Genomic DNA, 20,156 nt, shown 5'->3' on the forward strand with positions numbered 1-20,156 from the left:
GTTCAACCGGCGCGTCAATGGACGATACATGTACCACGTCCATTCAAACGCCGGTTGAACGCGTGGGCAGGGGAGTGCCCACGCTACAAATTCGCCAATGAAAAAAAGGCCGCGAGATTCGCGGCCTTTTTTCATGCGGGACGATTACTGCGTCACGCTCGAGTAGGAGCAGGACTTCACCTGGCCGTGCGCCGGGTCGCCGAACACGGTGTTGGAGCACTTGACCGGGCCGGTCAAGACCTTCGAGGTGTAGATCGTGGCGGTGCCGTAGCGGACTTCACGCTTGCCGCTGAACGAGCAGGTGCCCCCTTCGGTGGCGCATGCCGTGAAGGTCGGCGTGGCCGCAACCGGGGCCACGGTCGTCGCGGTCGTGCTGGCGTAGCTGCAGCTCTTGACGACGCCGTGGATCGGATCGCCGAACACGGCGGTCGTGCACGGGGTCGATGCCGAGATCGTTTTCGACGTGTAGACACCGTTGGCGCCGAAGCGGACTTCGCGGGTGCCGCTGAACGTGCAGGTGCCGCCTTCGGTCGCGCAGGCCGTCCAGGTCGTCGCGGTGTCGGTCGTGGCCGAGGTGGTCGCTTCGTACGCGCCGATGTCGATCCGGCTCACCACCGGACGTGCTTCACCGTTGGCGACGGCCTTGTATTGCGCGACCGGCGTCAGCGATACGCCGGTGGCGGATACGCCCGGCGCGGAACCGGCATCGATCACCAGCGCGCTGCCGGTCGGATGCAGATCGTAAGCGGCGCGGTTCGCGAAGCTCGGCGACGCCGAACGGTAGTTGGTCTTGTCGATCGTCGTCGCCTGGGTGCTGAACGTGCCGACGCCGGCAAAGATGTTGTTCTGGGCCAGGGCCGCGGTCGGGACCTTGCCGCTGACGAACAGGAACGTACCGCCGCTGCCCATGTCGTTCAGGAACGTATTGTTGACGACGTACAGGTCGCTGCCGATGTTGGTCGCGCCTTCTTCGCCGTAGGCCAGCATGGTCGAATTCGAGTTCGATGCCGGCTGCTGGATGACGTTGCCGATGATGTAGGACGTACCGGCGTTCGGCAGGTCGATCTCGAACGACGGCTTGCCGGCGGCGGTGCTGCCCGTTTCGCCCGCGTTCAGGCTCGAAAAGCGGCTGTACGCGATCATGTTCGTATTGGCGCGCGATTTCAGGTTGTGGCCGACGTTGGCGTCGTGCGAGAAGCTGTAGCGGAAGGTCAGGCTCTTCACGTGACCGATGTACAGGTTGTGCGTTTGGCCGTCGCCACCGCCGTTGTGGCCGAATTCGCTGTACTCGACCAGGATGTCGCTGTTGGTGTTGGCGTTGGCCAGGATACCGTTCTGGTTATCGTGCAGGAACGAATTACGCAGCGTGAAATTGGTACCTTCGAGGCGCAAGGCGGCGCCGTTCGCGTCGGGCACTTTGGCACCGTACATCTCGACGTTATCGACGACGATGTTGTTGCCGTCGACGACCCAGGTACCCTTGCCGCCGGCGTTCTTGCCGGCCGCATCGATTTTCGCACGGCCGTTGACGCCGCGGATCGTCAGATTGCTGCGCACGATGGTGCACACGTCGCCGCTATACGTGGTGTTACCGGTGATTTCGACAACGTCGCCGTCTTTGGCGACAGCGAACGCGGCGCACGGTTTGGCGTAGGTTTTGCCCGGACCCACCGACAGCGTGGCTGCGGAGGCCGCGGTCACGCCTGCGAATGCCAGCAGAACGGCAGCAGTCAGGCGCGATGCGGAAAATTGGGTGTTGCGCGATGCGATGTGACGCGGTTGTTGCATGTCGATGTCCTCGTAAGCGATTGCCTGTCAGCAGTTGTTCCTGCTGGAAAGTTGCAGAATACGAGGTTTGAGATCGACGGTTTGTAACGAAGTGTAACCGAAAATAGCTAAACGATAACCCTGAAAAAAGGGTAATTAATGTTCCTTTTAGCCTTATTTAGTAGAGCTAAAGAACATTTTCTGGTCACTGTTTCTAGCAACGGATGCAAGAAAACACGGTCCAGATACCGACTTTCCCTATGGAATGTAATTTCCGGTGGAAAATTTGTCGACAGAGCCAGAGTAACAACATACATATCTGTCTGGTAAATACCGGCGCCGCGACGGTTGTCGGAATGACTTCAAAAAATTTTTTCGAAATCAAGTCGATGTTGCGTTCACGCTGCATTTTTTTTGGAAAAGATTTGTGCCAGCATCCAACACCTACGAGGAATTTACCGAAAAAGTTCAGGCATGGAAACTATTTTCAGAGAAAACGTTGTTTTCAGGGTAATTACGGGCAATTAACTTCGATTGCTCCGCATATTTTGCCTGTGGCGCGCCCGGCCAGGCCGGCGTGCGGGCGCGGCACAGCGCCGGCCACAAATAAAAAAAACGCGGCACAAGGCCGCGTTTTCGATGGGGGAGACCCGGACGATTGCGTGGTCGTCAGTTGGTCGAGTAGCTGCACGACTTGACGACGCGGTACGCCGGGTCGCCACCGAACGCCGTATTCGTGCAGGCGATCGAGCCGGTGACCGTCTTGGTCGCGTAGAAGCCGTTGGCGCCGTAGCGGACCTGATGCGTGCCCGAGAACGAGCAGACACCGCCTTCAGCCGCACACGTCGTCCAGCCGGCGTCGGTCGAGACCGTCGTCGTGGTGCCGGTCGTACCCGAGGTCGCGACCGTGTTGCTGGAGTAGCTGCAGGTCTTGAGCTGGCCGTGTGCCGGATCGCCGAACGCGGTGTTCGAGCAGACGACGGGACCGGTATAGGTCTTGGTCACGAACGACGTGTCGGTGCCGTAGCGGACTTCGCGGGTGCCGCTGAACGCGCAGGTGGCGCCTTCGCCGGCGCAGGCGATCCACGACGACGTGCTCGCCGCCGGGACCGCGATCGCGACGCTGGTCGCGCTCGAGTAGCTGCAGGTCTTGGCGACGCCGTGGATCGGATCGCCGAACACGGCGGACGTGCACGGCGTCGAACCGGAGATCACTTTCGACGTATAGATACCGTTGGCGCCGAAGCGGACTTCACGGGTGCCGCTGAACGTGCAGGCGGCGCCTTCGTTGGCGCAGGCCGTCCAGGTGACGGCCGCCGCGTTCGCCACGTCGCCCGTCGCTTCATAGGCACCGATGTCGAGCTGGCCGGCCACCGGACGTCCTTCGCCGGAAGCGGTGGCTTTATATTGTGCGACCGTCAGCAGCGACACGCCCTTGGCGGATTTGCCCGGGTCCGTGGCGGCATTGATCACGAGCGCGCTGGCGGTCGGATGCAGGTCCCAGTTGGCACGGTCGACGAAGCCCGGCGCAACGGAACGGTAGTTGTTCTTCTGGATGGCGCTGGCCTGCGTGGTAAGGGTACCGATGCCACCGAAAATATTGTTCTGAATCAGCGCCGGGGTCGGCACCTTGCCGCTGACGAACACGAACGTGCCGTCGCCGAAATCGTTCAGGAACGTATTGTTGATGACGTACAGGTCGCTGCCGATGTTGGTCGCGCCTTCTTCGCCGTACGCGACGATGGTCGAGTTCTGGTTGGCGGCCGGCTGTTCGATGACGTTGCCGATGATGTAGGACGTACCGGCGTTCGGCAGGTCGATCTCGTACGACGGCTGGCCGCTGGCCGTGCTGCCGACCTGGCCCGGCGGCGTGCTCGAGAAGCGGCTGTACGCGATCATGTTCGTATCGGCGCGCGACTTGAGGTTGTGGCCGACGTTGGCGTCGTGTGAGTAGCTGTAGCGGAACGTCAGGCTTTTCACGTGGCCGATGTACAGGTTGTGCGTCTGGCCTGTGCCGCCGCCATTGTGGCCGAACTCGCTGTACTCGATCAGGATGTCGCTGTTCGTATTGGCATTGGCCAGGATGCCGTTTTCGTTATCGTGCAGGAACGCGTTACGCAGCGTGAAATTGGTACCCTGCAGACGGAACGCGGCGCCGTTGCCGTCCATGACCTTGGCGCCGTACATTTCGACGTTGTCGACGGTCAGGTTGTTGCCGTTGACGACCCAGATACCTTTTTCAACGGCGTTCTTGCCGGCCGCATCGATTTTCGGACGCCCGTTGACGCCGCGGATGGTCAGGTTGTTGCGGTTGATGCTGCAGACGTCACCGCTGTAGGTGGTGTTGCCGGTGATTTCGATGATGTCGCCGTCCTGGGCGACGGCGATGGCCGCGCACGGTTTGGCATAGGCTTTGCCCGGCCCGACCGACAACGTGGCTGCGGAAGCTGAGGTCACACCTGCGAAGGCCATCAGAACGGTGGCAGCCAGGAGTGAGTGGGTACGCAGAGTGTGCATGGAGATTCCTCGTAGAGTTTCTGTGCGGGAAGTAATTCCCACGGGCAAGTTGGAGAATACGAGGTTTGCGACCCGCACTTTGTAACAACGTGTAACAGCAATTGTTTAAGTAAAAAGACTAGGATCAAGAGGATCGACGTTCTGTTTAGGATTCTTCATAACAAAAATTCCATCTTGATGATTTCTTGGACATTATATTCGGGCACTGTCCGTTTGTGTTTCCTCAAGCCAATTTAAATTCTCCCTCTGAAACATGAGATTTCGAATACAGGAAGTTAACAGTTGAATTTATGCAAGGAGCCGTAGTGTTTAGGCATGAAACGGCTGAGTTCGCTTTTTTGAGAAAAATCAGCGAAAAAAACGCCACGAATCGCGGGATGTTGTGCGGAAGCATCAATGGCAGGTCGCTGCGCGCGGCCGCGGCTGCATCGCCGCCGCTACGGGAGATGGGATGGCGGCGCGACAGCAGCGTGTCGACGCCGTCCGGCAGGCGCGGCAGCAGCCGGCTCAGCGGCCTTTATATGCGGAAGTTTTCGGATCGGTACCGCTCGACCACGGATCTGCCGCCGGCCCCGCTTTCACGACCATATCGTTGACGAGCGGCCGCAGCGTGAAGCCGGCGCGGTCGACGAACCCCGGCTTGTCCAGGCGGTGGTTGTCCTTCTGGATGGCACTGGCCTGCGAGGTCAAGGTCCCCGGACCGCCGAAAAGATTGTTCTGGATCAGAGCCGGCGTCGACACCTTGCCGCTGACGAACACGAACGTACCGCCGGTGAAATCGTTCAGGAACGTGTTATTGATGACATATAAATCCTGGCCCGGATTCGTCGCGCCTTCTTCGCCATAGGCCACGAGGGTCGAATTGTCGTTCACGGCCGGCTGCTCGATGACATTGCCGATGAGATAGGAAGTGCCTGCACTCGGCAGGTCGATCTCGTACGATGGCTTGCCGCTGGCCGTACTGCCGGGCCGGCCAGGGGGCGTGCTCGAGAAGCGGTTGTACGCGATCATGTTGAACATCGCGCGCGACTTGAGGTCGTGGCCGATGACGGCGTCATGCGAATAGTTGTAGCGGAAGGTCAGGCTCCTGGCGTTACCGATATAAAGATTATGCGTCTGGCCGGTGCCGCTGCCATTGTGGCCAAACTCGCTGTGCTCGATCACGATGTTGCTGTTTTTATTGGCATTGCTCAGAATGCCGTTCTCGTTATCGTGGATAAAGGCCTGGCGCAGCGTGAAATTCGTGCCTTCCAGACGCAGCGCCGCGCCATTCCCATCCGGCACTTTTGCGCCCAGCATCTCGACATTCTCGACCGTGATGTTGTTGCCGGTGACGACCCAGATGCCCTTGCCGCCGTGGTGGTGCCCGGCGGCGTCGATGGTGGGCCGGCCCTGCACGCCGCGGATGGTCAGGTTGCTGCGGGCGATGGCACAGACGTCGCCGCTGTATGTCCAGTCGCCGACGATCTCGATGGTATCGCCATCCTTGGCGGCGGTAATGGCGGCGCAGGGGGCAACATAAGTCTTGCCCGGGCCGACCGACAGCGTGGCGCCGGTCGCGGTGCCGGCCACGGCCAGCAGGAGGGATGCGACCGACAGGCCGGCCAGCAAGCGGACCGGTGTGCGCGTTACGGGGATGTACAACGGTGACACGTCAATTCCTCATTTGATTCATCAGCATAAAAAAACCGTCCCGCAGGACGGCTTTTTCGGCTTACTTCGCTGCCGCGACCATGTAGTCCACAGCTGCTTTCACATCGGCATCGGATGCCGTCGAGCCGCCTCGCGGCGGCATCATGCCGGCCTCGCCCTGGAAACCCTTGATGGCATGCTGGTACAGCATGCTCGTGCCTTGGGCGATACGGGGCGCCCACGCTTCCTTGTCGCCGAATTTCGGCGCACCGGCGATGCCGGCGCCGTGGCAAGCCGTGCAGGTCGCATTGAACAGGGCCTTGCCGGCTTCGTTGTTACCGGCCACGGCCGGGGTTGCCAGTGCGCCCGCGGTGGGTGGCGTGCCGGGCGTTGCTGCCGGCGTCGCCGGTGCCGGTGCGGTGTTCGCCGCCGGGGCTGCCGCGTTGGCCTGGGCCGGTGCGGCGCTTGCCGCGGGCGCTTCCGGTTCCTTGAACTTGGCGCCCGCCTGGTTCGCCATAAAGGCTACCGCGCGGGCGACTTCGATATTGTCGAGATCGGCATTGCCGCCCTTGGCCGGCATGGCGCGGATGCCGTGCACGGCGTGCTGGACGAGGGTGTCGTAGCCCTGGGCGATGCGGGCGCTCCAGGCGCCGGCGTCGCCGGCTTTCGGTGCGCCGGCCGCACCCGTGCCATGGCAGGCGATGCACACGGCGTTATACACGGCCTGGCCCGATTGCAGAATCTTCGGCGCGTTCGCATCCTTGAGCGCAAACCCTTCCTCGGCCACCGGGCGCACGCGCGCGGCGATGGCCTGCGCGCTCTGGCCTTCGGACCCGGCACCACCGAGGGGCTTGTTGGTGGCGAAGATCACCAGCAGGATGATGCCGATGACGATGACCAGGAAAAAACCAGCCACTGCGATGATCAGTTGCTTGGGGGTCCGAATGAAAGATGTGTGTTCGGTATGTGCGTCGCTCATGATTTCCTTAATACAAATTAAAAAAACCTGCTTCTGCCCTACGGAATGCTTATCTAAATGCAATGCCGCCGGCCGATTATAGACGCAAAGACTTTTAATGGAAACGCAATTTCCGGCCATGAGGGCCGGTTCCCCATAGACGACGGTCGGGAAAGTCTGTATCCTTCGCATCACTCCGACCAGCGCGGCTGTAGCTCAGTGGATAGAGTATTGGCCTCCGAAGCCAAGGGTCGTGGGTTCGATCCCCGCCAGCCGCGCCAGCACCCCTTCGCCGATCCCGGCATGTCTTTCCATCCCGTCGCCATCCCCACAGTTTGTGCGCTGCAACGCCGGTGCATATGATAGTGTCCGTTGCCTTTCGGATTGGCTGCACATGTGTCAACATTCGACACTGCGCCGCGACCGCTGTCCGGCGCCGATTTTCATTTCACAGAGGACGATGATGAGCGCCAAGGTTTTTGTGGTCATAGTGACCTACAACGGATCCAAGTGGGTGACGCCATGCTTTTCCAGCCTGCGCAAGTCGACCGTGCCGCTGCAGACGATCGTGATCGACAACGGTTCGCAGGACGACACGCTGGCGCGTATCGCCGCCGACTATCCTGAGGTCGAAATCGTGAATACGGGCCGGAACCTCGGTTTCGGCAAGGCCAACAACATCGGCATGGAACTGGCGTACCAGCGCGGCGCGGACTATGTCTTCCTGCTCAACCAGGACGCCTGGATCGATCCGGACGCCGTCGAAAAGCTCGTCGATGCGCACCAGCGCCATCCGGGCTATGGCGTCATCAGCCCGATGCACCTGAACGGCGCCGGTGACGGTCTCGATTACGGGTTTTCCAATTACATCGGACCGAACAAGTGCCGGGGCCTGTATTCGGACATCTACCTCGGCCGCGTGAAGGACGTGTACGATGTCGGCTTCGTGAATGCCGCCGCCTGGTCGATGACGCGCGAATGCGTGGAACGCGTGGGCGGCTTCAGCCCGTCGTTCTTCCACTACGGCGAAGACGACAATTACACGCAGCGCCTGCAATTCCACAAGCTCAAGCTGGGCGTCCTGCCCACGTCGCGCATCTATCATGACCGCGAGCAGCGCCCGCCCAGCAAGTTCTTCGAGTCCGGCGAAACCTTCCGGCGCGAAGTCATCGCACGCAGCTCGAACCCGAACACGCATTTTTCCTTCGGCCGCGAATGGGTGTCCGTGTTCGCCCACCTCGGCTATGCGCTGGCACGCCTGAATACACAGGACGTCAAGCTGCAACTGGCCAAGGTCCGCCTGCTGGCCGGCATCGACAAGGCGACGATCGCCGCCAACCGCGAGCGCAGCAAGGCGGGCCGCGGCGCATTCCTGGACCTGGATGCCGGCGGCGGCGCCCCGACCCCGAGCGCGGCGTCCGGCCTGGCGGTCGAACACCAGCCAGGCTGACAAACGCCGTGGTCGTCCGGGTTATGCGGTACGCATGGGGTAATGGGCAATTTACCCGGAAAGCATAACATTACGACAAGTTACGAGCGTTCAATAACCATGCTTACAACACTCCGTGACATCGGTATAAGGTAGTGCTTGCCTCTTTTGACTGCACCCACTTATTCTGCTGTTCTTGGAGCGTTCGTTTCATGCGCACGGTATGTCTTGTTGCTAACTTGTAATCGATAAAATGTTATTATCTCATCAGCACGGCGGTGAGGATTCGTGAACATTGGGTTGGCTACCGCGGCATGAGCGATGCTCTGTCACTGTCGATGACATGGGTCGCCGTCGTCCGCAGGATGGGGCGACTTGTCGAGCATGCAGATGTTTCCGTGCTAAACAAAAGTTATCGTAATAGCAAATTTGCGGAACGGAATCAATATGAAGCCAGACGAGGTCATCGCAGTAGTTGGATTGGGTTATGTAGGTTTGCCGCTGGCTGTCGAGTTCGGCAAGCTCGGCCCGACGATCGGGTTCGATTTATCGGTGGCAAAGGTCGAAAGCTACAAGAAATTTGTCGATCCCGCCGGTGAGGTTTCGACTGAACAATTGCGTGCAGCACGGCACCTGAGTGTCACGACCGACCCGGCCGCGCTGGCGCAGGCCGATTACATCCTGATCGGCGTCCCGACGCCCGTCGACATCGCCCACGTTCCCGACTTCGCGCCGCTGATCGGCGCCAGCGAGACCGTCGGCAAGCACATGAAGCGCGGCGCGATCGTCATCTTCGAATCGACCGTCTATCCGGGCGCCACCGAGGAAGTCTGCATCCCCGTCCTGGAAAAATTCTCCGGCATGAAGTGGAAGGAAGACTTCCACGTCGGCTTCTCGCCCGAGCGCATCAACCCGGGCGACAAGGAACACACGCTGACCAATGTGATGAAAGTGGTCTCCGGCGACGACCAGGAAACCCTGGACCGCGTCGCGTCCATGTACGAGACCGTCGTCAAGGCCGGCGTGCACCGCGCGTCCAGCCTCAAGGTCGCGGAAGCGGCCAAGGTCATCGAGAACACGCAGCGCGACCTGAACATCGCCCTGATGAACGAACTGGCGATCATCTTCGACAAGATCGGCATCGACACGCTGGAAGTGCTGAAGGCCGCCGGCACGAAATGGAACTTCCTGCCGTTCCGCCCGGGCCTGGTGGGCGGCCACTGCATCGGCGTCGACCCGTACTACCTGACGCACAAGGCCGAGATGATCGGCTACCACCCGCAAGTGATCCTGGCAGGCCGCCGCATCAACGACGGCATGGCCAAGTTCGTTGCCGAGAAAACCGTCAAGTCGATGATTTCGGCCGGTTTCCACGTCAAGGGGTCGAAAGTCAACGTGATCGGCCTGACGTTCAAGGAAAATTGCCCCGATCTGCGCAATTCCAAGGTCGCCGACATCGTGTACGAGCTACAGTCCTACGGTGTCGACGTGCACGTGTACGACCCGGTGGCGGAGGCGGACGAAGCGCAGCACGAATACGGCATCAAGCTGGAGAGCTGGGAAGACCTGCCCAAGGCCGATGCCCTCATCGTCGCGGTCCCGCACAAGGAAGTGCTGGCGCGTTCGCTGACGGACATCCAGGCCAAGCTGAACGACGGCGGCTGTTTCGTCGACGTGAAGGCCCAGTTCGATCCGAACGGGATCCGCGAGGCCGGCTACTGCGTCTGGCGTTTGTAATGTAATGCGGGCAGCCGCGATTCCGGTCGCGGCTGCCATGACTATTCAACAGGTCGTGCCGAGGGCAGGCCGCTTGGTCCCCGAGCCTTGCCGTTTCGCATGTAATGATGACAATGACAGTTCCTGGCTATTCTTGGCCTTATTTTCTTTCCTCGAGTCAAAAGCTTTCGGGAACGCCCGTGCGTCTCCCGCTTAGACCATTGGTTGTGCAAGTCAGCAATAACAGCTACTCCGGAGGCAACTGTGCTTAGGATTTCTAATCACTATGTGTCGAAGATCGTGTTCGTCCTGCTGTTCGTCGAAGTGCTGGTACTGCTCGGCGCAGTCTACATCGGCGCAGCGGTGCGATTCATGGAAGTGGGCCAGAATGCCGGCCTGCCCAACATCGGCCATCTCGATCATTTCTTCACGTCCGCCATCGCCTTTACCGCAGCGATCATTTTCAGCATGAGCGCGATGGGGATGTACCAGCTCGACTTCAACGAAGGCCTGCGCCATCCGTTCTTCATGAAGCTGATGCCCTCGTTCCTGATGGGCTTCCTGATCCTGACGCTGGTGTTCTATGTCGCACCGGACCTGTACTTCGGACGCGGCATCATGGCGCTCGTGTTCGGGATCGCCGCCAGCGGCATCTTCCTGGCGCGCATGGTGTTCTTCAAGTCGTCCGAACTGCGCTTCCTGGAAACCCGCATCCTGTTCCTGGGCAGCGGTCCGCTGGCCAAGGAATGCAGCGACCTGGCCGTGCAGAGCGCCAGCTATCACCGCTACAACATCGCCGGCTTCGTGCCGACGCCGACCGAAGAATTGTGCGTGCCGTCGACGAACCTGCTGAATTCGCGCGAGGGTGAATCGCTCGTCGCGCTGGCACGCCAGTACAACGTCGAGGAAATCGTCGTCTCCGTGCAGAACCGCCGCGGTGGCTTCCCCATCAAGGACCTCCTCGAGTGCAAGCTGCAGGGGTTCAAGGTCACGGACGCCGCCACCTTCTTCGAGCGCGAGACCTGCCAGATCCGCGTCGATTCGCTGCAGCCGTCTTGGCTCGTGTTCGGCGGCGGTTTCGACCAGAGCTTCGCGCGCACGTTCATGAAGCGCAGCTTCGACATCGTCTGCAGCCTGATCATCATGGTGCTGACGCTCCCGCTGATGCTGCTGGCGGCGCTGGCCGTCAAGGTGGAAGACGGCGGCCCCGTGTTCTATTCGCAGGAGCGGGTCGGCAAGGACGGCGCGACGTTCTTCGTCCACAAATTCCGCAGCATGCGCACGGACGCGGAAAAGGGCGGCAAGCCGCAATGGGCGCAGCAGAACGATCCGCGCATCACGCGCGCCGGCAATTTCATGCGCAAGACGCGTATCGACGAGCTGCCGCAGGTGCTCAATGTGCTCAAGGGCGACATGTCGTTCGTCGGCCCGCGTCCCGAGCGCCAGTATTTCGTCGACCAGCTGATCGAAGTGGTCCCGTATTACAACGTGCGCCACAGCGTCAAGCCGGGCATCACCGGCTGGGCCCAGGTGCGCTACGGCTACGGCTCGTCGGCCGAGGACGCGCTGCAGAAGCTGCAGTACGATCTGTACTACGTCAAGAACAACAGCCTGTTCCTGGACGTGCTGATCCTGATCGATACCCTGAAGGTCGTCCTGTTCCGCAGCGGACGCTGATGCTGCCCGCGGCTGCCGACAAGGCCGGCGGGCGGCCGCGGATGACCACCGAATCCTGCCCAGTAATGTGATCAATATCGCTGCTTCCAGCTACGCACTGGCCGCCATCGGCTTCCTCGCACTGGGCCTGTCGGTCCTGTCGGGCTGGCGCGGCCGTGTCCAGCGCGGCACGCTCAGTACCGCGTGCCTGGCCACGGCCGCATGGGCCGCGGCGCTCGGCTGGGACGCGGCGCAGGAAATCCTGTGGAATACCTCGACCGCCGCGCTCGAACTGCTGCGCGACGGCGCCTGGTCGCTGTTTCTCGTGGCCCTGCTCGGCCACTGGCAACAGGAATCGGACGACCTGCCTGCGCGCCTGATCCTCGGCCGCTTCCACGCGCCGCGCCCGTCGTTGCTGGCGGCCGGATGCGTCTATCTGCTGTTGCTGGCCGGCGTCGGCGTCGCTCATTGGCACAACGAGCTGTTGCCCGAACTCGGCCTGCCCCTCCTGATCGGTTACGTCGGCCTGTCGGTGTACGGGATGCTGCTCGTCGAGCAGGTCTACCGCAACAAGACCATCGAGGAGCGCTGGGCGATCAAGTTCGCCTGCCTCGGCATCGGCGGCATGTTCGCCTACGATTTCTACATGTACAGCAATGCGCTGCTGTTCCGTAAACTGAGCCCGGACCTGTGGACGGCGCGCGGCTTCGTCAACGCGCTGACCATGCCGCTGGTGGCGGTGTCGATGACGCGCCGTAAATCGTGGACGACGTCGTTCGCCGTGTCGCGCCGCGTCGTGTTCCATTCGGCCGCGCTGGTCGGTTCCGCGATCTATCTGCTGGCCATGGGATCGGTCGGCTACTACCTGCGTTATGTCGGCGGCAGCTGGGGCACGGTGATGCAGACCGGCTTCCTGTTCGGCGCCATCTCGCTGCTGGGCGTGATCCTGTTTTCCGGCACCGCGCGCTCCTGGCTGAAGGTTTCGATCAGCAAGCATTTTTATCGCTACAACTACGATTACCGCGAAGAGTGGATGCGATTTACGCGCACCTTGTCCGAGCGCGGCCCGAACCTGGGCGAGCGCGCGATCCAGGCGCTGGCAACGCTCGTCGAAAGTCCCGGCGGCACGTTGTGGCAGCGCGATACCGGCGGCCGCTTCACGGTGATGGCGGGCTGGCAGGCGCCCGACATGCACGTGGCGGAGCCGGCCAACGCGCCGTTCTGCCGCTTCCTGGAAAGCACGCAGTGGGTGATCGACGTCGACGAATACGTCGAGCGCCCCGACAAGTACGAAGGCCTGGCGCTGCCCGAGTGGCTGCTGGACATGCCGCGCCGCTGGCTCGTCGTGCCGCTGATGCTGCAGGAAAAACTGTTCGGCTTCGTCGTGCTGCAGCGCGCGCGCAGCGCGTTGAAACTGAACTGGGAAATCATCGACCTGCTCGAAATCGCCGGCAGCCAGGCCGCCAGCTACCTCGCGCAGGAAGACGCGGCCAATGCGCTGATGGTGGCGCGCCAGTTCGAGTCGTTCAACCGCATGTCGACGTTCGTCGTGCACGACCTCAAGAATCTCGTCGCCCAGCTGTCGCTGATGAACGCCAACGCGGAAAAGCACAAGGACAATCCGGAATTCCAGCGCGATATGCTGGAGACGCTGAACCACTCCGTGCAGAAGATGAAGCTGCTGCTGCAAAAGCTGTCGCGCAGCGAGAATGCCGAGAAGCCGCAGCCGCTGGCCGTCGATGAGGTCGCGCGCCAGGCGCTGGCCCTGAAAAGCGCGTTCGAGCCGCATCCGCAGCTGCTCGTCGAGCAGGCCGGCCTGCTGGTTCTGGCCGACCGCGAGCGCCTCGAACGCGTGATCGGCCACCTGATCCAGAACGCGATCGAGGCGACGCCGCGCGACGGCCACGTGATGGTCCGCGTGGGCCCGGCGGCCGGCGGGCGCGGCGAAGCCGTCGAGGTCGAGATCACGGATACCGGCGAAGGCATGACGGAGGAATTCATCCGCGAGCGCCTGTTCAAGCCGTTCGATTCGACCAAGTCGGCCGGCATGGGTATCGGCGTGTTCGAGAGCCGGGAATACATCACTGAACTGGGCGGGGCGCTGGAAGTGACCAGCCAACCCGCGCTCGGCACAACGTTCAAGGTCGTCCTGCCGCTGCATCGCGTCGCCGCGGCCGCGACGATCGCCTGAAAGAAGACACCATGACCCAAGCAAAACCCAAGCTGTTGATCATCGAAGACGACCCGGGCCTGCAAAAGCAGCTGCGCTGGAGCCTGGACGCGTATGACGTCGTGGTGGCCGGCGACCGCGAGGCGGCGCTGGCGCAGATCCGCCGCCACGAACCGCCCGTGTGCACGATGGACCTGGGCCTGCCACCCGATCCGGACGGCCCCACCGAGGGCCTGGCGACCCTGCAGCAGATCCTGGCGCTGGCGCCGGATACGCGCGTGATCGTCCTGACGGGCAACCAGGACCATGCCAACGCCGTCAAGGCGATCGCCATGGGCGCCTACGATTTTCACCAGAAGCCGGTCGACCCGGAAGTGCTGAACCTCGTGATCCAGCGCGCCTTCTTCCTGCACAACCTGCAGCAGGAAAACCGTCGCATGCAGCAGTCGCAGGCCGACTCGCCGCTGGCCGGCGTGATCTCGCGCGACCCGGGCATGCTCAAGGTCTGCCGCACCATCGAGAAGGTGGCGCCGACGTCCGCCTCCGTCATGCTGCTGGGCGAATCGGGCACCGGCAAGGAGGTGCTGGCGCGCGCCATCCACGCGCTGTCGCCGCGTGCGAAAGAGCGCTTCATGGCGATCAACTGCGCGGCGATTCCGGAAAACCTGCTGGAAAGCGAATTGTTCGGCTACGAAAAGGGCGCCTTCACGGGCGCGGCCAAGCAGACCAAGGGCAAAGTGGAACTCGCCCACGGCGGCACGTTCTTCCTCGACGAGGTCGGGGACCTGCCGATGGCGCTGCAGGCCAAGCTGCTGCGCTTTTTGCAGGAGCGCGTGATCGAACGCATCGGCGGCCACGAGGAGATCCCGGTCGACGTGCGCATCGTCTGCGCGACGCACCAGAAGCTGAAGGACTTGTGCGCGCAGGGCCGCTTCCGCGAAGACTTGTATTACCGCCTGTCGGAAATCGTCGTGACGATCCCGCCGCTGCGCCAGCGCGAAGGCGACGCCGCGCTGCTGGCCCATCACTTCAAGAACAAGTTCTGCGCGCAGGAGTCGCGCGCGTCGCTGCACTTCGCGCCGGACGCGCTGGCCGCGATCGAAGCGTATCAATGGCCCGGCAACGTGCGCGAGATGGAAAACTGCATCAAGCGCGCCGTCATCATGGCTGACGCGAACACCATCGTCGCCGACGACCTGGGCCTGCCCGACACGGGCGCCGAAGAGGAACCGCTGAACCTGCGCCAGGTGCGCGACGAGGCCGAATATAAAGCCATCGCCCGCGCGCTGGCGCGCACCGACGGCAACATCGTCAAGGCGTCCGAGATGCTGGGCGTCAGCCGTCCCACATTGTATGACCTGATGGGACGCCACGGCATCAAGGCCAGCGCGTGACGATGCGCCGGCTGGCGCGCCGCGGCCTGCTGGCGGCGGGCGTCGTGGCCTTGCTGCTTGCCGCCGCGCTGCCGGCCATCGTCGACCGCGTGGGCGTCGCGCCGCGCACGCTCGCGCCGTACATCGAAAAGCGCACCAGCGGCCATAACCCGTTCATCGTCGGCAGCGGCCGCCGCGTCGCCGCCATCCTGACGACGCTCGACCGCGGCCCCGCCGGCGCGGCGCCGCCCCGGCTGGCCCTGAACGTCGGCGCGCAGCCGCGGGCCGCCGGACAGGATGCGGGCGGCGTCCAGGTCGCGACGCCCGACGCCCTGCGCGCCGCGCTCAAGGAGGCGGCACCGGGCGACGTCATCACGCTGGCGCCGGGCACCTACCGCTTCCAGGGCAAGGGCATCGGCATCGCGCGCGCGGGCCGGGCCGACGCGCGCATCGTCGTGCGCGCGGCGCAGCCGGGTACCGTGCACATCGAACTCGAGACGCTCGAGGGCTTCGTCGTCGGTGCGCCGTACTGGCGCTTCGAGAACCTCGATATCCGCGGCGTGTGCCGGGCGGACGGCGACTGCGAGCACGCCTTCCACGTCATCGGCGACGGCCATCACTTCGCGAGCGTCAACAACACGATCCGCGACTTCAACGCGCACATCAAGATCAATGGCCAAAACGGCCGCTACCCCGACGACGGCCTGATCGACCACACGACCCTGGCCGCCACGCACGTGCGCGCGACGACAAAGCCGGTGACGCCCATCGATCTCGTCACCGCCAGCGGCTGGACCGTGCGCGCGAACCTCATCACCGACTTCGTCAAGCGCGACGGCAACGAGGTCAGCTACGGCGCGTTCGCCAAGGGCGGCGGCAAGGACAACGTCTTCGAACGCAACGTCGTCTGGTGCGAGCAGACCTTGCGCGACCAGCCGGGACAGCGCATCGGGCTGTCGCTGGGCGGCGGCGGCACGGGCCGGGAATTCTGCCGCGACGGCCGCTGCATCACCGAGCAGGAAGGGAGTGTCGTGCGCGCCAACCTGATCGTCGGCTGTTCGGACGTGGGCATCTACCTGAACGGCGCGGCGGCCAGCAAGATCGTCGACAACACGCTCGTCGACACGAGCGGCATCGACGTGCGTTATCCGACGAGCAGCGCGGTGGTGGACGGGAATCTCGTCGACGGCCCGATCCGCGCCCGCGACGGCGGCATCGTGCACCTGGGCGACAATCGCGCGACGCCGCTGTGGCGCGCGTACGTCGGCAGCCATCCCGTGCGCAGCCTGTTCCGGGCACCGGAGACCGGTGATTTTTCCTGGCGCGGCGAGCCGCCGTTGCGCGACGGGACGGATAGCGACGGGCGGCCGGCGGACGCGCTCGACCTGTGCGGCAAACGGCGCGCCGCGCCCGTCGCGTATGGCGCGTTTGCGCGCTTTACGGATTGCCGGCCGGCTTCCTGAACGTCACCACGACACGACCCACTCGCGGGTCCATTCGGCGACCTGGTCGCGCCAGGCGCGGCGCGAGAACGTGTGGTCGGCGCCGTCGAGACGGCGCCAGGTAACGCGCGGCGCGCTCGCGAGGCGTTTCCAGGCCGGCGTCGATCCGGCCACGTCGCAGAATTCGCGCCCCGTCAGGTCGGCGCCGCCGATCACGAGCAGCGTGTGGCCGCCGAATGCGTGCAGGCCCTGGCGCATGCGCTCGGGCAGCGCAGCGGGGGCGTCTTCCGACGACGATGCGCGGCCCGCGAACGCGGTGCGCACGAGTTTCAGCATCGATGCCAGCGAGCCCGCGTAGTCGAATTTTCCGCGTGCCAGCTTGCGCCAGAACGCGGGGTCGCGCAGGCGGTCGCGGTAGTGGTGTTTCAAGGTCGTGCGGGCGACGCCGTCGTCCGTGCGCACCCAGGGATTGAGCAGCACGAGGCCGCGCACGCGCGCGTCGCCCGGCGCATACATCGCGGCCGCCGAGGCGCCGTCGCACAGGCCCCACAGCACGACGTCGGTGAGGCCCGGGACGGCGTCGACGAAGGCATCGAGCGCGGCGCGGATGTCGTCCTGGACGATTTCAAAATCGCGTTCCTCGCCGGCGCTGTCGCCCATGCCGCGGTAATCGAAGCGCATGGCGGCGATGCCGTGCGCGGCCAGGTGGCGCGCCAGCAGGGCGAACTGGCGATGGCTGCCGACACGGTATTGCGGACCGCCGACGACGATCAGCACGCCGCGCGCGCACGGCGCCGCCGGCACGCTCGCGATGCCGACCAGCGTATCGCCGTCGCAGCGGAAAGCAAGGGCGCGTTCTTCATACGACATGAGCGCGCTCCCCGACGACGCGGGCGGTGGCGTCGAGCAGCGCGGGGCAGGTCGACACCGCCGTCGTGGCCCAGAAAGGCGACCCCGTCACCGTGTGCAGGTGGAGCGGCGTGCCCTGGCTTTCCCACGCCGCCTTGACGCGCGCGGCGGCCGGTCCCGGCGCTTGCCCGGGCGCGCCGAGCACCTCGAACCAGTGCGCCGGGGCGGGCGGCATCATGGCATCGGGCGCGGGCAGGGCGTCGATCGCGCGCGCCAGTTCGGGAGATAAATCGTAGCCGGCGATTTCCAGCGTCTCTCCGGCCTGCAACGCGGCGCGCAAGGCTTTCGTTCCCGTCTGCGCAGCGGCGTCGTCGCCCAGCATCGCGCCCGCCGTGCGCAGGCGCAGGAACTGGGTCAGATACGTGGCGCCGCTGGCGACCGGTTGCCACAGCAGCAGCGGCGCGAGCCGGTACGAGGTGTTTCCTGCTGTGCGCGCGTAGTCGAGCGCGAGCAAAGCGCCCAGGCGCAGGCCCCACAGCGTCAGCGGCGCGTCGATGCGGGCGCGCAGCCAGGCGGCGCCCAGGTCGAGGTCCTGCTTCCATGCATCCCAGCGGGCATCGGCGAAGTCGCCGGCGCTGTCGCCGGTGCCGAGCAGGTCGATCTGCAGCACGCCATAGCCGTGCGCGGCCAGGCGGCGCGCGCCGAGGGCGGCCATGCGGCGGGTGCGGTTGAGTTCTTCGGCGAACGGCGGCACGTACAGGACGGCGCCGCGGCAGGTGCCCGCGGGCCGGTGGAACAGGCAGAAGCGCTGGTCGGCGCCGCTGCCGAGGAAGAACGGTTCCGTGTCCACCTCGGCCCGCTGTGGTGTCATTCGGCGCGTTTCGCGGCCACGAAATCGGCCAGGCTGCCCAGGGTTTCGAAGGTGCTGGCGCTGATGTCGTCGTCGTCGATGGCGATGCCGAACCGTTCTTCGAGCGCGCCGATCAGGCTGACGACGGCCATCGAGTCGAGTTCGGGCAGGCTGCCCAGCAGGGGGGAATCGGCATTCAGGCGCTGGCCGGCGTCGCCCAGGCTCAGCACGTCGATCAGGGTCGCTTTGACTTCGTCGAGATACGTCATGATGGTCATTCGGTTCGGTGAGCGCCCGCTTGGCAAGCGAGCGGTCGATTATACATTCGGGAGCAGCAGCGCCAGGCGGGCCTTCAACGGTGCGGCCAGGCGGTGCACTTCGCCCACGAGTTCGTGGCGCGTGGCGCGCAGCAGCACATACCAGGCGGCGGCCAGCGGCAGCAGCATCACGAGCAGGCGCGCCATCGCCGGGAGGGAGGCCGGCAGCAGCATCGCCAGCAGCCACGCGACGGCGCCGGTGCCCACCGCCACGACGGCGCTGGGCAGCAGGGCGCGGATCATCATCGCGGTCGTGAAGCCGAAATAGCGGCTCTGCTGGATCGCGGTGACGGGCGCGCTGGCGACGGTCGCGAAGAACAGCGCCCAGGCAAATCCATTCAGGCTGCCGTCGTACAGCAGCACGCCGAACAGGATGCGGGTCGCCAGCGTAACGACGACCGGGACGGCGCTCAGGTAGGGACGGCCGATCGCCGTCACCGCCATCGGGATGTAGTTGAAGGCCAGGGTCACGAAGGCCGCCAGCACGAGCGGCAGGATCGCGGGCACGCATTCGAGCCATTTGGCGCCGTATAGCGCGACGACGACGTCCTGGCCCAGCACGGCCGTCAGCGCCAGCGCGGTCCAGCCGACGCCGGTCAGCAGCAGCGTGGAGCGGGCCAGGATCGGCGCCAGCGATTCGCCGCGGTGGTACGTCTGCGCCATGTAGGGGACGGCGCCGTAGTTCATCGTCGAACCGGCCACGTAGCTGAAGATCGACACGGTGGAATTCGCGCGGCTCAACAGGCCGACATGGCGCGCGGACCCCAGCTTGCCCAGCAGGATGTCGGGGATCGAGTTGTTCAACGTGGTCGCGCAGTTCGTCACGAGGGAGCCGACGCCGAAGTGGGCGACGCTCTTCCAGTGGCGGAAGCCCGGCAGCCACGGCATGCCCTTCGGACGCAGGGGGATGTAGGCGATGCCGCAGGCGAGGATGTTGATCAGGTTACCCCACGCCATGGACATCGCGCCGTAGCCCATCTCGCCGAGGATCAGCGTGCTGGCGCAGAAGCACACGGTGCCGACGACGTGGACGACGGCCTGCTTCTCGGCCTCGTAGCCGCGCGCCAGCAGGGCGCCCGTGACGGTGCCAAACGGGATGAAGACGAAGCCGATGGCCAGCACGCGCATCACCGGCACGATGCCTGGTTCCTTGAACCACATGCCGAGCCAGCCGCTGGCCGCGAACAGGGCGGCCGCGATGATCCACGACGTCGTGAACACGACGCCGGTGGCCGAGCGGATCTTGTCGTTGTCGAGGTCCGGTTCGCGCTGCAGGTAATAGCTGACGCCGAAGTCGCGGAACACCTGCGCGAAGTTCACGAACACGACGGTCATCGAATAGATGCCGATCTCGCTCGCGCTCAGGATCCGCGCCAGCAGGATGCTGACGATGAACTGCAGGACCTTGGTGCCCGAAGTCGCGAAGAAGTTGATGACGAGCGAACGACGCAAATCTGCCATGACAGGGCAACCGGGGAGA

14 protein-coding genes and 1 tRNA gene are annotated in these 20,156 nt (G+C 64.0%); 7 read left to right on the plus strand and 8 right to left on the minus strand.

What is annotated here, in order from left to right:
• Positions 1–144: 144 nt before the first annotated feature.
• From U9J41_RS10095 to U9J41_RS10110, 4 genes are all read right to left on the minus strand, one after another.
• Positions 145–1,788, minus strand: coding sequence for a right-handed parallel beta-helix repeat-containing protein (locus tag U9J41_RS10095; RefSeq protein WP_322402065.1), 1,644 nt, complete (start codon positions 1,786–1,788; stop codon positions 145–147).
• 648 nt (positions 1,789–2,436) lie between these two features.
• Complete coding sequence (locus U9J41_RS10100) at positions 2,437–4,284, minus strand: right-handed parallel beta-helix repeat-containing protein (RefSeq protein ID WP_322402066.1); 1,848 nt, start codon at positions 4,282–4,284, stop codon at positions 2,437–2,439.
• 507 nt (positions 4,285–4,791) lie between these two features.
• The gene (locus tag U9J41_RS10105; RefSeq protein ID WP_322402067.1) at positions 4,792–5,937 is read right to left on the minus strand and encodes a right-handed parallel beta-helix repeat-containing protein; all 1,146 of its coding nucleotides are present in this window, start codon (positions 5,935–5,937) and stop codon (positions 4,792–4,794) included.
• 61 nt (positions 5,938–5,998) lie between these two features.
• The gene (locus U9J41_RS10110; RefSeq protein WP_322402068.1) at positions 5,999–6,895 is read right to left on the minus strand and encodes a c-type cytochrome; all 897 of its coding nucleotides are present in this window, start codon (positions 6,893–6,895) and stop codon (positions 5,999–6,001) included.
• 184 nt (positions 6,896–7,079) lie between these two features.
• Here U9J41_RS10110 and U9J41_RS10115 point away from each other — a divergent pair.
• From U9J41_RS10115 to U9J41_RS10145, 7 genes are all read left to right on the plus strand, one after another.
• Positions 7,080–7,155, plus strand: a tRNA-Arg gene (locus U9J41_RS10115).
• A 182-nt stretch (positions 7,156–7,337) separates the two neighbouring features.
• A complete protein-coding gene (locus tag U9J41_RS10120; protein WP_322402069.1) occupies positions 7,338–8,324 on the plus strand; it encodes a glycosyltransferase family 2 protein in 987 nt (328 codons plus the stop codon).
• A 426-nt stretch (positions 8,325–8,750) separates the two neighbouring features.
• Positions 8,751–10,040 (plus strand): nucleotide sugar dehydrogenase, encoded by a 1,290-nt coding sequence (locus tag U9J41_RS10125; RefSeq protein WP_322402070.1) that lies wholly within the window; start codon positions 8,751–8,753, stop codon positions 10,038–10,040.
• Positions 10,041–10,283: 243 nt separating this feature from the next.
• Positions 10,284–11,696, plus strand: a complete 1,413-nt coding sequence (locus U9J41_RS10130) for a TIGR03013 family XrtA/PEP-CTERM system glycosyltransferase (protein WP_322402071.1) — start codon at positions 10,284–10,286, stop codon at positions 11,694–11,696.
• A 67-nt stretch (positions 11,697–11,763) separates the two neighbouring features.
• Positions 11,764–13,866, plus strand: coding sequence for an XrtA/PEP-CTERM system histidine kinase PrsK (gene prsK / locus U9J41_RS10135; protein WP_322402072.1), 2,103 nt, complete (start codon positions 11,764–11,766; stop codon positions 13,864–13,866).
• A gap of 11 nt (positions 13,867–13,877) precedes the next feature.
• Positions 13,878–15,239, plus strand: coding sequence for a PEP-CTERM-box response regulator transcription factor (gene prsR, locus U9J41_RS10140; RefSeq protein WP_322402073.1), 1,362 nt, complete (start codon positions 13,878–13,880; stop codon positions 15,237–15,239).
• A 2-nt stretch (positions 15,240–15,241) separates the two neighbouring features.
• The gene (locus tag U9J41_RS10145; protein ID WP_322402225.1) at positions 15,242–16,681 is read left to right on the plus strand and encodes a right-handed parallel beta-helix repeat-containing protein; all 1,440 of its coding nucleotides are present in this window, start codon (positions 15,242–15,244) and stop codon (positions 16,679–16,681) included.
• A 3-nt stretch (positions 16,682–16,684) separates the two neighbouring features.
• Here U9J41_RS10145 and U9J41_RS10150 read toward each other — a convergent pair whose 3' ends face one another.
• From U9J41_RS10150 to U9J41_RS10165, 4 genes are read right to left on the minus strand one after another with little or no spacing between them, the layout of a single operon-like run.
• Entirely contained in the window at positions 16,685–17,530 is an 846-nt protein-coding gene (locus U9J41_RS10150) for a hydrolase 1, exosortase A system-associated (protein ID WP_322402074.1), read from the minus strand.
• Entirely contained in the window at positions 17,520–18,380 is an 861-nt protein-coding gene (locus U9J41_RS10155) for a hydrolase 2, exosortase A system-associated (protein WP_322402075.1), read from the minus strand. The genes U9J41_RS10150 and U9J41_RS10155 overlap by 11 nt, the downstream gene beginning before the upstream one ends.
• Positions 18,377–18,628 carry an acyl carrier protein gene (locus U9J41_RS10160; RefSeq protein WP_075796479.1) on the minus strand — a complete coding sequence of 84 codons (252 nt, stop codon included), beginning with the start codon at positions 18,626–18,628 and terminating at the stop codon, positions 18,377–18,379. Before U9J41_RS10160 ends, U9J41_RS10155 begins: the two co-directional genes overlap by 4 nt.
• A gap of 48 nt (positions 18,629–18,676) precedes the next feature.
• The gene (locus U9J41_RS10165; RefSeq protein WP_322402076.1) at positions 18,677–20,137 is read right to left on the minus strand and encodes an oligosaccharide flippase family protein; all 1,461 of its coding nucleotides are present in this window, start codon (positions 20,135–20,137) and stop codon (positions 18,677–18,679) included.
• Between the last annotated feature and the right edge of the window lie 19 nt (positions 20,138–20,156).

Source organism: Massilia luteola, from assembly GCF_034420155.1.
Lineage (GTDB): Bacteria > Pseudomonadota > Gammaproteobacteria > Burkholderiales > Burkholderiaceae_D > Telluria > Telluria luteola.